Here is a 13,318-nt window from a genome sequence, read left to right on the forward strand (position 1 = left end):
GTTCAGAGCCTTATGCTTTGATATGAATACTACCGGCATTCAGGTTCATTCAATCAAAAGTCATTTGTCTTATCGTTGCACAATGAAACATATGGCGAGTGGGATTGATGTTCCGTAAGGTATGACATGATTTTACCGGCAAACGGCGTGTCACCATGAGCGGATTGAACATAGAAGTTTCTGACTCTATTACATCTGAGTTCACCCAGTTGCTCTATAGGCTCAATTAGTTTTTAGACAAGATATAGCTATGTTCGCTCATAGCTAACACTCTCTTTACAGCTTTTCTCTTCCTGATATAAAAAAAGGCCGCCCACTGGGCGACCTCTTCTGGTTCTTTTGTTGCGACCGTCTCTTATTTGTACAGTTCAGCAGTCATGTGCACACGGTTATTGGTGTTGGCCTCAGTGATTTTGTACTGAGCACCCTCTTGCTGAGCCTGAGCGGCGATTTTAGCTTCTGCGCCATCCAGCGTACTGGAAGTAGCAGAGATACTCTGCGCGAAGCTGGCTGCTGACATAAGTGAAAGGGCTGCGACGGCTGCGATAGACATTGCTTTGATAGTTTTCATGGTCTTAATCCTTGGTTTGTATGGGTGAAAGCATGTTTGCTTCCGATGTGATAATGATAACCAAGGTGACTATTTACAAGTTAACAATAAATGCTGGTATTGTGATCGTGCTAACTATCACACCGATAGGCGTGTTTTACAACCTGTTCAATAGCGTCATGTCAGTAATTAATGATAAAGGCATAAGGAGTATCAGCAGCCTAAAAAGTGTCGCTACTCTGGTTTGAGCCATCACCAGCACAAGCGTAATGGCTTCCTTTTATCGTGTTGACCAGATAAATGGCTGTCCGATATACGCCCGCAATGAATCCATAAAAATGCTTACTCGCGCAGGTGGGTTTCGTAAGGCACGAAGCGCATAAATCCCCGTACAGGCTACCGGCTCATCTGACCATTCGGGACAGACCTGAGTCAGCAGGCCGCCCTGTATGTCGGGCCCGGCCACCCAGTCGGGAAGATAGGCAATACCCAGCCCCTCAACAGCCGCCTGCCGCATGGCTTCAAAGTCATCGCACCCGAACACCGGCTGGGCATGACTGCAGCGCGCCGGATGTCCTAACACGTCTCGCCAGCACAGCAGATCGGCACCATGCAGTTTGTCGATCAGCCGGTGAGCCGCGATCTCCGCAGGTACCTGCGGCGTTCCGGCCCGGGCGAGATAGGCCGGGCTGGCGCACAGCACGCGCGTCTGTACCGCTATGCGCGTGCCAATAAGCGTACTGTCTGGCATCTCACCGATGCGTATAACAACGTCAAGGCGCTCCGCCACCGGATCGGCTATCCGCTCGGTCAGATCCAACTCGACGTTCAGATCCGGATACTGGCGGGCAAGCTGCCCCATTACCGGCAAGACGTAACGCTTGCCGAAGGTCGGATAACAGGCCACGCGCAGGATACCCGTGACGTCCCCTTTCATAGAGGCCAGTTCCTGGCGGGCATCGTCCAGTGAATCCAGGATCTGGCGCGCACGAACCAGCAGCGCCTCCCCGGCATCGGTCAGGGTCAGGTGGCGGGTAGAACGCAGGAACAGCGGCGTTTCAAGGTAGGCTTCCAGCGCATCAATCTGTCGCCCCACTGACGAGGGCGTTCGCCCGCGCCGGCGGGCTGCGCCGGAGAAGCTGTTCTCCCGCGCGACATCAACAAACACGCCCAAAAACTCAGCAAACTTTTCTGACTGCATCTGTGCATTCTTTGCATAGCTGTTGTGGGTGGCGGCTATCTTATCAGCAATCCGGTTCCCCCTTAAGCTTCTCCTCACCAGTTAAGCAATAACAACAACTCCTGAGAGGAAGAACCCGATGCAAACTCAACAGTATGATCCGCTTTATCTTTTCATCAACGGCCAGTGGCTGACAGCGGAAGACCGCGATACCTCAGCCGTTATCAATCCGGCCAGCGGCGCTACCCTGGGTCGCCTGCCTTTAGCGACAAACGAAGATTTGAACCAGGCGCTGATTATCGCGCATGACAGCTTTGACGTCTGGCGTCACACGGTGCCTGATGAGCGTGCCCGCATCATGAAAAAGGCGGCTGGCCTGATGCGCGATCGGGCTGAGCATATTGCCACGCTGATGACGCTGGAAGAGGGCAAACCGCTCGCCGAAAGCCGTGATGAAGTACAGCGTGCAGCGGATTACTTTGAATGGTTCGCTGAAGAGGCGCGTCGCATAGATGGTCGCGTTGTTCCTGCTAACCGTCCCGGCGTACAGCAGCTGGTAAAAAGGCAGGCAATTGGCCCGGTGGCCGCGTTCACGCCCTGGAACTTCCCGGCCATTACGCCAGCCCGCAAACTTTCGGCCGCGCTGGCAGCCGGCTGCAGTGTGATTCTGAAGCCAGGCGAAGAGAGTCCTGCCACGGCGCTGGCGCTGGCGCGCTGCCTTGACGATGCGGGACTGCCGAAAGGCGTACTGCAAATTGTGTTCGGCGTGCCGGATAAGGTTTCCGCCAAACTCATCGCCTCACCTGTTATTCGCAAGGTTGCCTTTACCGGCTCGGTGCCTGTGGGCCGCTTACTGTCTGAACGCGCAGCAGCGGGCGTCAAGCCAATTTCACTTGAGCTTGGCGGGCATGGCCCGGTACTGGTGTTTGAGGATGCGGATATTGACGCCGCCGCCGATAACGGAGCGGCGAACCGCTTCCGCGGCACCGGCCAGATCTGTATCTCCTCGACGCGTTTCCTGATCCAGCGCGGGGCCTACGATCGCTTTGTTGAGCGCTTCGTGGCGGCCACCAGAAATTTGGTTATTGGTGACGGTATGCAGCCCGGTACCCAGGTGGGGCCGCTGGCCAACGAAAGGCAGCTGGAAAAAATGGCTGCGCTGGTGGAAGACGCGGTGGCACAGGGCGCAGTCGTGTTGACCGGCGGGAAACGTATTGATCGCCCTGGCTTCTTCTTCGAACCCACCGTTCTGGCGAATGTGCCGATGAGCGCCCGTATCATGCATGAAGAGCCGTTCGGCCCGATCGCCATCATGCGTCCGTTCGATACGCTGGAGGACGGCCTTGCTGAGGCAAACCGGCTGCCCTATGCCCTGTCTGCCTATGCCTTTACCACCAGTGCGCGCACCGCGCTGGACGTGGGCGACGGGCTGGAGGCCGGCATGATCGGCATTAACCAGTACCGCATCATCGCAACCGAACTGCCGTTTGGCGGCATGAAAGAGAGCGGACACGGCTCTGAAGGCGGACGTGAGGGCATTGCCCCCTACCTGACCAATAAATTCATCAGCCAGATCTGAACACTTAACCGGAGACCCTATTATGAAACCCATCGACTTTACCAGCCCGCGCGCCGCCGCGCGTGCGTTTACCCCGAAGCTGGCGGATTTTGTTGAGTATCCGCTCTATTCCGAGGTCTGGGCCGATACGGCGCTGGCCCCGCGGGATCGCAGCCTGATTACTATCGCCTGTCTGATTGCGCTGAATCATGCGAACGAGCTGCCCGCGCATCTGCGTCGCGGGGTTGAAAATGGCCTGACCGAAGCGGAGCTGAGCGAGGTCATTACGCACCTGGCCTTTTATGCCGGTTTCCCGGCGGCGATTACCGCCTCCGCTTACGCGAATGCCACCTTTGCAGACTCTGAGTAATGGCGCGCCGCCGGCCAGTTCAGGCTGGCAGCCGAAACTTTCTGAATTAATGGAACAGATGATTATGAAAGCAATCGCATTTGAAGAATTTGGCGCCCCGGACGTGCTGAAACTTGCCGAGGTGGCTGAACCTCAACTTCGCCCCTATGACCTGCTGGTCCGCACGCGCGCAGCCGGAGTGAATCGCGCAGACCTCACGCACCGTAAAGGGGGGTATGGCCGCCCTGATTTTGGGGACTCTAGCTTGATGGGGCTGGAAATCGCTGGCGAAGTCATCGCGGTGGGTGAGGCAACGGAGGGTTTTAAGCCAGGCGATCGCGTCATGGGTATCGTGGGCGGAGGCGCCTATGCTGAGGTATCGCGCATCGATTACCGCATGGCAATGCCGGTTCCGGTCGGTCTTGATTACGTCCAGGCTGCTGCGATAACGGAGGTGTTTGTCACCGCACATGAGGCGTTAATCCACCTGGGCAGGCTTAAAGCCGGAGAGAGCGTGCTGATCCATGCAGGAGCTGGCGGCGTTGGCGGCGCAGCAGTGCAGCTGGCCAGGGCGACCGGCGCCACCGTTTTTACCACGGTAAAGGCGCAAAATCAGGCGCAGGCTCGTCAGCTCGGCGCAGACTGGTTGATAGACTATGAGAATGAAGATTTCTCAGCGGTGGTAAATAAATTAACAAACGGTAAAGGCGTCAACCTTGTCCTGGATTTTATCGGTGCGCCTTATTTCGAACGAAATATTAACTCACTCGATTTTGGTGGGCGCCTTATTCAGATTGGCATTATGGGAGGAATTGAAAACGCAAAAATACCTCTCGACCGGTTACTGTACCGGCATCTGCAAATCACAGGTACGGTAATGAAGTCGCGCTCTCAGGACGTTAAGCATGCCATGTCCCGCCGGTTTCGTGAACACTGGCTTGATAGCTTTGAAAAAGGCGTGCTAAAGCCGGTTATCGACAGCGTTTACCCTCTGTCTGAAGCCGCTGCTGCCCATCAGCGAATGGAAGAGGGGCTGAATGCCGGCAAAATTGTCCTGACGATGTAGCAAGCATATTTGTTGATGTCCTGATGTATTCGCATCTGACGTGGCTGCAAGAGAATAAAATAAAAACGTTTTGGTACCCTTTTATAAACGGGGCAGGCGGCTTATTTTCTCAAAAACTGCAGGCATGTCGTAATGATAAATGAAGTAGCCCTGCTTAAATAAACTTAACTACTGAGGTGTTAAAATGAAAGCCATGAAATCCGCTGTTGTTATTATCGCTCTGTCAGTTATTTCGTTTGGTGCTTTTGCCCGCACCGTTAGCGCCACCGCGCTGACGCTGGATGATGCGGAATCACAAATTGCGCAGCAGGCGAAACAGGCTGGCGATCAATACAGAATCATTGAAAGTTCTTCTAACAATGAAGTTCATATGACCGCCAGACTGTATAAATAATGAATCTACAAGGTTACAAAAAGCCATTATCATATGGCTTTTTGTTTTTTACATGGCGGTAAGTGGAGGCATCCATATTTTCTGGTATAAGCGAATAGTTTCTTTCCGACCCGGTTTTTTGGTGACTACTTGTAATCAGCAATACTGAAGTAATGGGTAGCAGAGTAAGATTTAGCATTGCCTTGCCTTACGCTTTATGCTGGGAAACAGTGACTTTTCCATCCATACAATCTTTTTACCCTGCGCCTCGCTCATAGTTTTCTTTAAAAAACTTGCCATCGGAAGCTGGCTTCAGGCTTTTTAACGTTTAGAAAGTTAGCATATGATAACAATGAATTATGATTAATAAGTGTAGCTTATAAAGGTATTAATTTTTCGCTTCTGGTTCTCGCCAGTTAAACATGTAACCATTCCCCTGAGCATTATAACTGCCTGGTTTGTTTTTTATTCAGTCAGAATGGATGGCCATTCTGATTATTGCGTTTTCTTGTCAACAAATTTTAAAGATTGAGACACGAGGATAAGGTATATGTCAGCCGATCTGCATGAGAATAATGACAGCACCGTCCAGGCTGATGCGCACTGGAGCGGAGTTCTGGCGATGACGCTGTGTGTTTTTGCACTGATAGCGTCTGAATTTATGCCAGTCAGTTTACTGACGCCTGTATCAAAAGATTTGGGTATCAGCGAAGGCATGGCTGGTCAGGGAATTACAATTTCTGGCGCTCTTGCGGTTTTCACAAGCCTTTTCATATTAACCGTGGCAGGAAAGTTTAATCGCAAACATGTTTTACTGGGCATGACGGCACTGATGGCTTTGTCGGGGCTCATTATTGGACTCTCATCGAGTTATTTCACCTATATGCTCGGACGGGCCCTAATCGGTGTCGCCATCGGTGGCTTCTGGTCGCTGTCAGCGGCTACGGCTATCAGGCTGGTACCGGAAAAGCAGGTTGCACGTGCGCTGGCTATCTTTAATGGCGGTAACGCGCTGGCGACTGTCGTTGCCGCCCCGCTCGGAAGTTACCTTGGTTCGGTGATTGGCTGGCGGGGTGCCTTCCTGAGTCTGGCTCCTCTGGCGGCCGTTGCATTTCTCTGGCAGAGCCTGAGCCTTCCTGCCATGCAGGAAAAAAATATGCAGTCACGCTCAGGAAACGTTCTGTATCTTCTTAAACGCCCGCTGGTTGCTGTCGGGATTACGGGGTGCGGCCTGTTCTTTATGGGACAGTTTACGTTATTCACCTACGTCAGACCCTTCCTTGAAGGCGTAACCCGCGTCCAGATATCCACATTGTCTCTTATTCTTCTGGCCACAGGCGTCGCCGGCTTTGTGGGCACATTAATTATCGGCACCGTCCTGAAAAAAGGCTTCTACCAGACGCTGTATTCAATCCCCGTTTTTATGGCGGCTGTTGCGGGCGCACTGATGCTTTACGGACAGAGTGCATCGGTCGTTGCGATCCTGCTGGCTTTATGGGGGCTGGTTGCCACCGCTGCACCGGTGGGCTGGTGGACATGGGTCGCCAGAACCATGCCGGACGATGCTGAAGCGGGTGGCGGATTGATGGTTGCCGTGGTTCAGATGTGCATTGCGCTCGGCTCGGTGGTGGGGGGACTCGCCTTTGACCACAGTGGTTACCGCGCCACCTTTACCGTCAGCGCGTTTCTGCTTATCGCCTCAGCCCTGTTTACCCTCTTAACCTCCAAATTCAGATCACAAAATATCAGTTAGTCAAAATTCGCTGTTACATCTGGGTGTTATATCGAGGAGTCTAAAATGAAAAGTTCTCGCAGGACATTTATTCAGGGTGCGGTGGCGGCTGGAGCGGCATCCGTCATCGGATCGCAGACGATGGTGGCTAAGGCCGCAGGCTTAACGGCACAGACGCCTGAAAATATAAGCCGGACATCGCAGGTCTGGGACAAAACCTTCCCGCGGAGCAGTAAAGTTGATCATCAGAAGGTTTCTTACAAAAACCGCTACGGCATCATGCTCTCTGCTGATCTTTATCAGCCTAAGGATCGGGGAACCAGGAAACTGCCCGCCCTTGTTGTCAGCGGGCCTTTCGGTGCGGTTAAAGAGCAAAGTGCCGGTCTGTATGCTCAGCATTTTGCTGAAAGAGGCTTTGTAACGCTGGCTTTCGACCCCTCCTTTACCGGTGAAAGCGGCGGCGCTGTCCACAATACCGCCTCTCCCGATATTTTTACCGAAGATTTTAGCGCCAGCGTGGATTATATCGGCCTGCTGCCCTCCGTCGATCGCAATCGTATCGGCCTTATGGCTATCTGCGGCATGAGCGGCATGGCACTCACGGCGGCCTCCAGTGACTCACGCATCAAGGCCGTAGCTACCGCTTCTATGTATGACATGTCGCGGAGCATGAGCCGTGGCTACAAAGACAGTTACACGCTCGAGCAGCGTCATAAGGTGATCAATTATTTAAGTCAGCAGCGCTGGGTCGATGCGGAGAACGGAACTTTTGCTCCGGGATACCATGAGGTTCCATTTGATTCAGAGGGGAATATCGTGAAAGGTACCCGCGTACTTCCTGACACGCTGCCCGCAAACGCAGACCCGGTTACCCGTATCTTCTTCGACTATTACCGCACCAGGCGAGGGTATCATCCCCGCTCAGTGAACTCGGCAGCCGCGTGGAACGCTACCACTCCGATGACGTTTTTTGCCTTTCCGCTGATGGAAAACATAAAAATGATTTCTCCGCGCCCCATTATGCTGGTTGCCGGAGATAAAGCGCATTCGCGATACTATTCTGAAGATGTTTATAAAGCGGCTGATAATCCAAAAGAGCTGGTTATCGTGCCGGATGCTGATCACGTTGACCTTTATGACCAGTTTAACAAGATCCCTTTTAACCGGCTGGTGGATTTCTTTAACGCTAATCTTAAATAAAATAACAGGGCGGCCTTAAATAACGGGCTGTCTGATCTCGTGGTAACTACTGGTAAGCTGTTTTGCCCTGTTTGAGCACAGAGTGGTTATAGACTGACACTATACTTCCTCACGCCGGTTTCACAGGTGACCAAAGGATGCCGGCCTGTCATTTATGGCAGACGTGTTATGCGTCCCTGTTCAGTCAGCATGATTATGCAGCAGTAAGTTCGGAGCAGTACATGAAGAGAAACCTTAATGATCTTCTTTCGTTTGTTGTCGTTGCCCGCGAAGGAAGTTTTACCCGGGCGGCCGCTCAGATGGGCGTCACGCAGCCTGCGCTCAGCCAGGCTATTACCGGACTTGAATCCCGAATGCAGATAAGGCTGCTGACGCGCACAACCCGGAACGTTTCTCTCACGTCGGCGGGGGAGCGCCTGTTAAAAGCCATCGGGCACCGGTTTGATGAAATAGAAGCTGAACTGGACCTGATAACCGAGCTGAGGGATAAACCTGCAGGCACAGTGCGTATTACATGCGGACCGCACGTCCTGCATACCATCCTGCTGCCAAAGCTGTCTCCACTGCTGCACGCCTATCCGGATTTAAATATTGAGTTCGATGCAAATCATGGCTTTCGTAACATCGTAAACGACAGGTTTGATGCCGGAGTCAGGCTGGGCGATACCATCGACAAGGACATGATAGCCATGCCAATTAGCCCGGCGTTACGCATGGCAGCCGTCGCTTCACCTGCGTATTTTGCAGAAATGGGGAAGCCGGAGTCGCCAAAAGAACTTGTCGGCCACCGCTGCATCAATATGCGTATGACCACATCCGGCGGCATTTACGTCTGGGAATTTGAAAAAGCCCATAAGGCGCTGAACGTGCGCGTCGATGGCCAGCTTATCTTTAACACGTCAGCCCATATGGTGGACGCTGCGCTCGCCGGACACGGAATAGCCTTTCTTCCTGAAGAGGAGTTTGGCAACAGTATCGAGGAAGGAAAACTGGTTCGCGTTCTGGATAAGTGGTGTCCGCCTTTCCCCGGTTATTTTCTTTACTATCCCAGCAGAAAGCAGCCATCAGCGGTATTTTCCCTGGTCGTGGACGCTTTGCGAATGAAATGAAACGTCAGCGGTGTTATTCCTGGCAAGACGAAGGGGCGCCGTTTTCAGCGTCATGAATCCGAACCGACAACCGGCATTTTTGCGAAAATGATAGCAAAATCACTTTGCTTTTCTGGGGCGCTAAACCAGCAGGGTCAAAAACACCCTCGAAACCAGCTTCGCTGAAATTTTTTAATGTAAATCCTTGATAAGCTGGCAGCCTCTGCTGGGCTTTAACCAGCGACAAGGGTAATTATTAGTTGCAAAAGTAACTTTTAATCTCAAATAAAGTGCAAGACGAAAATTCCTAAAAAAATTCACCGCTTTAAATGAATTACCGATAAACTGCGCTATCCATCCCGTCTCTTCTTACTGATTTAATGAATTATTACTCTCCTGATGACAGGCATTTGAAGTTACGCTCGACCCGTTTCGTCAGGCGTATGTTTGCTATGCGACAGTTGGGCACCATTCTCTGCTTTTATCCCATCCTCTCGGTGCTAATGGAGTCGGGAAAGAGCCTTAGTATCTGCGCGCTGCTATTCGTCAACGCCTTTTTCTGGCCCTGGATGGCCTGGCGGCTGGCGCTCGCCTCGGACGATCCGACCGGACGCGAGCGCATTAACCTGACGCTCGACGCTGCTTTTGGCGGCGTCTGGGTGGCGATCATGGCGCTTAGTCCACTGCCGTCGTTCGTGATCATGGCGATTCTGGTAGCGGACCGCTATGCGGCGGGCGGCTGGGCGCAGCTGATCGCCGCGCTACAGGCGTTTCTGGTCGCCTTTGTGCTGGTGTGGGCGCTGCAAGGCGCGCCGGTCAATATGACTTTCAGTACGCGAACGGTCTGGCTGACGTTGCCGCTCGCCACTTTCTACCTGCTGGCGCTGAGCGTGGTTTCTTATAACCTGACGCTGAGCCTGCGCCTGAAAAATCGCGAGCTGGAGCGCATCGCGCTGATGGATCCCGGACTGAAGATCCCTAACCGACGGCTGTTTGAACGTCGCCTGGAGAGCGAGTTCCTGCGTACCCGCCGCGGGGAAAGCGCCGCCTGGCTGATGCTGATCGACGTGGATCATTTCAAGGCGGTAAATGACAGCTTTGGCCATGAGGCGGGGGATTTTTTACTGGCGGAGATCTCCGCACTGCTGCGCGACGGAGTAGGCATTGAGGATATTCCGGCGCGCTTCGGCGGTGATGAGCTGTGCGTTATCGTGCGCGATGCGCAGGAGACGGGGATCCTGGCGCTGGCAAAAACTCTACAGACGCGCATCTCCCAGCTTCGTCTGCCCGCCTCGGCTGATTTCTCCTGCACTGTCAGTATTGGCATCGCGCCCGCCAGCAAGGCGGATTCGATCCACAACTGGCTGCGTCACGCCGATGAGGCGCTTTACCAGGTCAAGCGCGGCGGACGCAACGGCGTCCATCTCTGGCAGCCGTCTGAGGGTGTGACTTCTTAAAGTGACTGGCGGTGTGGTAAAACGCCAGACGGAACGGGTTATTCAACTGCTAGCGAGCCGCACAGTAAGAAGGCCACTAATCCTGTTTATTCCTGCGTAAAAGGTCCGGCAGAAAGCCTGCCGGGCTGGATTTCCCTGTTTAGGCTCAGGGGGTGCTTAATAGCCTCCCGCGTTGCAACTTTTCTACTTCCCAGCGTAAAGGTCATTTTAAAGAGCGCGATAGCGGCCAGGCGTACAACCATACTCTTTCTGAAAATTCCGTATAAAATGCGCGCAGTCACTGAACCCGGTTCTGAGAGCAATTTTAGTAATAGTTTCAGTCGAGTTCTTCAACAGCCAGCTGGCATATTTGAGACGCGTGGCGCGAATAAACTCCTGCGGCGATTTATCAAATTCTTCATGAAACAGGCGAGTCAAATGACGAGGGCTAATATGAACTTCCGCGGCCAGCCATGCCGTCGATATCTGTTTAACCAGCGACTTTTCAATTAGAAAAACCGCGCTGCGCAGGCGAGGGTCACTCACTCTGGTAAAGCCGATCGCTCTGGCTACGGATATCGCCGTGTCATCAATTTTGTTTGGTATCGATATCTGATGAATAGCTTTTGTCGCGCGGTCCGGGCCGCAATGTCGGCGGATAAGTTCAGTAGCGAGGCTGATTGTTGAAATCCCGCCGGAGCAGGTCAGAATGTCACCTTCATCTATGAAATCATGGCCGGTTTCAGCATAAACCGCCGGATACAATCTACGAAAATCTTCTATATGGTAGGGGTGAACGGCAGCCCTGCGGTAATCAAGCCATCCTTCCTCAGCAAGAATAAAGCTGCCGGTGCAGATGCCAATGACAGGAACATCTTCCGCTCTGGCGTGATGTAAATAGTCCCGACCGGCAGAATTGCCGCTTTTAAGACTTCTTAGCAGGCCGCCAATGACTGCGATATAGGTAAACTCCGCGGGAGGCCGGAAAGGGCCATCAGGCTGAACAGAGGTCCCCGAGCTTGCCAGAACCGGTTCGGCTGGATTATGACTCATCACATACCATGCGCATCGCGTTTTCTGGCTATTATCGCCAAAATCCGCAGCATGACGCAGTGAATCGATAAGGCCTGCCAGCGCCAATAGTGGAAACTCCGGCCAGAGGAGGATCCCTACGCTGATTTCAGGCTGCGCAGCAGTTTTCTTACCGGCAATATTGTCTATATCTGAAATAAAATCATAAGAAACCCCTGGCTGCTTCTCACTGCATAGAGAGCGCTGGCGGTTCTTTTTTGCCGGGATGTTGCTCATGCTCATTTGCCTGTGTATGCCGCCGAGTGCTCTCTCTGGCGGGGAGAGTTTCGCCCAAGGCGCGTTAGCATCAGACCGGCTAGAATAAGTACCGAGCCTGCTATAAAACTGGATTGCAGCGTCTCTCCGAGGGATACCGTTCCGGCTGCGATGCCCATGACCGGCGTCAGGAGGATCAGCGTGCCCAGCGATGAGACGTGATAATAGCGTAATAACGTGAACCAGCACAGATAGCTCACTACGGACACGACAATGGTCTGGTACGTCAGGCTAAGCAGCGCTGCCGCGTTCAGAATAAAGCGCGTTTCATGAGTAAAAAACGCAGCAAGGGCCAGCATAAGGCTGGTGGTGATCAGCTGATAAAAAAGCGTGCATGAAGGGGGCAGGGTAGACAGCCGGGAGGCGCGAATAACAATGCTGGCAATGCCCCAGGCGAGACCGGCGGCCAGTGCGAAGAGATCGCCAGCGATCGCAGAGCGATTGGCAAAGGAGAACTGAACGGCCACGGCAATACCTGTAAAGGCAACGAGTGTTCCTGACCATTGCAGCCGCGTCATTCTCTCATCGCGAACCAGGAAATGCAGGCCAACGGCGGTGAACAGCGGGGCAGTGTAGAGAAACAGCGTAATATGCCCGGTAGAGGTTTTAGGTATTCCCAGCGCAACCATTAAAAATTCCAGGGCAAACAGCAGCCCAATGCATAATCCGGATAAAGCGACGCCAGGGATTTTCAGGCGCGTGGCGATCCCATCCCGACGGTTAAACAGAATAAAAATAATCAGCGCAGAGAGACCCGATCGAATAGATAGCTGCAACATGGGTGAAACATATTGTTCAACCATCTTTATTGCGACCTGTTGAGAGCCCCATACGGCGCACACAAAAAACATAATAATAAATACAGATGCATCCAGATTTTTGCGCATAGACCTTTTCTTCAGTTACAGGAACACGCCGCCCCAGTGATTGGTAATCGGGGCTATTCTCTGCTGCTATAGAGGGCATCGGATTGTACGGTAAGGACGAAGGCTATAACGCAAGAGACAATTTCTATAACGAAGGTTAAATAGAGCTATCGGCCTGGTAATGGGGTATGTCAGGTGCTTCTGCCAGTCCTACCTGACTCAAGATGCCCTAAAAAAATTAAGCCAGAAAAGCGCGCCTGCTATAAATCAGGCCCTTTAATTTTCAAGGCTTTTCTACTGCTCTGAATAAATCATCTTACCTCTGTCCTGCGCTGCTTTTTTAAAAGGAAGGCAGCGCCTCGGAGGCGCATCGAAAACTCGTTTTTTTATAAAATTAAAAGTGCTTCATCATCTCTGGGGAAACAAGAATCAGGCTTATGTAAGCCATATTTAATTAATTCGTTATCATTTTCTATTTTTGTGTAAAAGAACAGAAAATGCCTCTTCTTTCATTGAATCTTAGTATGTAAAACCTGTCTGTTAGCGTGAGTAATCGGGGCCGCGTCAGCGATT

12 protein-coding genes are annotated in these 13,318 nt (G+C 52.5%); 8 read left to right on the forward strand and 4 right to left on the reverse strand.

All coding sequences use genetic code 11. The annotated features are described in order from the left end of the window. Positions 1-355: 355 nt before the first annotated feature. Both MHZ89_RS14000 and MHZ89_RS14005 read right to left on the reverse strand, forming a co-directional pair. A complete protein-coding gene (locus tag MHZ89_RS14000) occupies positions 356-571 on the reverse strand; it encodes a YdgH/BhsA/McbA-like domain containing protein (protein WP_311783492.1) in 216 nt (71 codons plus the stop codon). A 259-nt stretch (positions 572-830) separates the two neighbouring features. Next, the gene (locus tag MHZ89_RS14005) at positions 831-1,751 is read right to left on the reverse strand and encodes a LysR family transcriptional regulator (protein WP_311783493.1); all 921 of its coding nucleotides are present in this window, start codon (positions 1,749-1,751) and stop codon (positions 831-833) included. 118 nt (positions 1,752-1,869) lie between these two features. On the opposite strand from MHZ89_RS14005, the gene MHZ89_RS14010 reads away from it, so the two are divergent. The 8 genes from MHZ89_RS14010 to MHZ89_RS14045 all read left to right on the forward strand — a co-directional run bounded on the left by MHZ89_RS14010 (position 1,870) and on the right by MHZ89_RS14045 (position 10,553). After that, a complete protein-coding gene (locus tag MHZ89_RS14010; protein WP_311783494.1) occupies positions 1,870-3,309 on the forward strand; it encodes an NAD-dependent succinate-semialdehyde dehydrogenase in 1,440 nt (479 codons plus the stop codon). Positions 3,310-3,331: 22 nt separating this feature from the next. Continuing rightward, a complete protein-coding gene (locus MHZ89_RS14015; protein WP_311783495.1) occupies positions 3,332-3,658 on the forward strand; it encodes a carboxymuconolactone decarboxylase family protein in 327 nt (108 codons plus the stop codon). Between the two features lie 64 nt (positions 3,659-3,722). Beyond that, positions 3,723-4,703 (forward strand): NAD(P)H-quinone oxidoreductase, encoded by a 981-nt coding sequence (locus MHZ89_RS14020; RefSeq protein ID WP_311783496.1) that lies wholly within the window; start codon positions 3,723-3,725, stop codon positions 4,701-4,703. A 184-nt stretch (positions 4,704-4,887) separates the two neighbouring features. After that, on the forward strand, positions 4,888-5,097 hold the full coding sequence (locus MHZ89_RS14025) for a YdgH/BhsA/McbA-like domain containing protein (RefSeq protein ID WP_311783497.1): 210 nt from the start codon (positions 4,888-4,890) through the stop codon (positions 5,095-5,097). A gap of 529 nt (positions 5,098-5,626) precedes the next feature. Beyond that, a complete protein-coding gene (locus tag MHZ89_RS14030; RefSeq protein ID WP_311783498.1) occupies positions 5,627-6,829 on the forward strand; it encodes an MFS transporter in 1,203 nt (400 codons plus the stop codon). A gap of 45 nt (positions 6,830-6,874) precedes the next feature. After that, positions 6,875-8,008: an alpha/beta hydrolase gene (locus MHZ89_RS14035; protein ID WP_409373277.1), complete on the forward strand. Its 1,134-nt coding sequence runs from the start codon at positions 6,875-6,877 to the stop codon at positions 8,006-8,008. Positions 8,009-8,229: 221 nt separating this feature from the next. Continuing rightward, positions 8,230-9,117, forward strand: a complete 888-nt coding sequence (locus MHZ89_RS14040) for a LysR family transcriptional regulator (protein WP_311783499.1) — start codon at positions 8,230-8,232, stop codon at positions 9,115-9,117. 359 nt (positions 9,118-9,476) lie between these two features. Further along, positions 9,477-10,553 (forward strand): diguanylate cyclase, encoded by a 1,077-nt coding sequence (locus MHZ89_RS14045; protein ID WP_311783500.1) that lies wholly within the window; start codon positions 9,477-9,479, stop codon positions 10,551-10,553. A 207-nt stretch (positions 10,554-10,760) separates the two neighbouring features. Here MHZ89_RS14045 and MHZ89_RS14050 read toward each other — a convergent pair whose 3' ends face one another. Beyond that, the gene (locus MHZ89_RS14050; protein WP_311783501.1) at positions 10,761-11,840 is read right to left on the reverse strand and encodes a helix-turn-helix domain-containing protein; all 1,080 of its coding nucleotides are present in this window, start codon (positions 11,838-11,840) and stop codon (positions 10,761-10,763) included. Positions 11,841-11,842: 2 nt separating this feature from the next. Continuing rightward, positions 11,843-12,766: a DMT family transporter gene (locus MHZ89_RS14055; RefSeq protein ID WP_311783502.1), complete on the reverse strand. Its 924-nt coding sequence runs from the start codon at positions 12,764-12,766 to the stop codon at positions 11,843-11,845. Positions 12,767-13,318: the final 552 nt, after the last annotated feature.

The organism is Pantoea sp. ACRSB (genome assembly GCF_022346905.1).
GTDB lineage: Bacteria > Pseudomonadota > Gammaproteobacteria > Enterobacterales > Enterobacteriaceae > Pantoea > Pantoea piersonii.

Coding starts and splice junctions, on each gene's coding strand:
- MHZ89_RS14000 (WP_311783492.1), bottom strand. CDS start 571: ATGAAAACTATCAAAGCAATGTCTATCGCAGCCGTCGCAGCCCTTTCA.
- MHZ89_RS14005 (WP_311783493.1), bottom strand. CDS start 1,751: ATGCAGTCAGAAAAGTTTGCTGAGTTTTTGGGCGTGTTTGTTGATGTC.
- MHZ89_RS14010 (WP_311783494.1), top strand. CDS start 1,870: ATGCAAACTCAACAGTATGATCCGCTTTATCTTTTCATCAACGGCCAG.
- MHZ89_RS14015 (WP_311783495.1), top strand. CDS start 3,332: ATGAAACCCATCGACTTTACCAGCCCGCGCGCCGCCGCGCGTGCGTTT.
- MHZ89_RS14020 (WP_311783496.1), top strand. CDS start 3,723: ATGAAAGCAATCGCATTTGAAGAATTTGGCGCCCCGGACGTGCTGAAA.
- MHZ89_RS14025 (WP_311783497.1), top strand. CDS start 4,888: ATGAAAGCCATGAAATCCGCTGTTGTTATTATCGCTCTGTCAGTTATT.
- MHZ89_RS14030 (WP_311783498.1), top strand. CDS start 5,627: ATGTCAGCCGATCTGCATGAGAATAATGACAGCACCGTCCAGGCTGAT.
- MHZ89_RS14035 (WP_409373277.1), top strand. CDS start 6,875: ATGAAAAGTTCTCGCAGGACATTTATTCAGGGTGCGGTGGCGGCTGGA.
- MHZ89_RS14040 (WP_311783499.1), top strand. CDS start 8,230: ATGAAGAGAAACCTTAATGATCTTCTTTCGTTTGTTGTCGTTGCCCGC.
- MHZ89_RS14045 (WP_311783500.1), top strand. CDS start 9,477: ATGAATTATTACTCTCCTGATGACAGGCATTTGAAGTTACGCTCGACC.
- MHZ89_RS14050 (WP_311783501.1), bottom strand. CDS start 11,840: ATGAGCAACATCCCGGCAAAAAAGAACCGCCAGCGCTCTCTATGCAGT.
- MHZ89_RS14055 (WP_311783502.1), bottom strand. CDS start 12,766: ATGCGCAAAAATCTGGATGCATCTGTATTTATTATTATGTTTTTTGTG.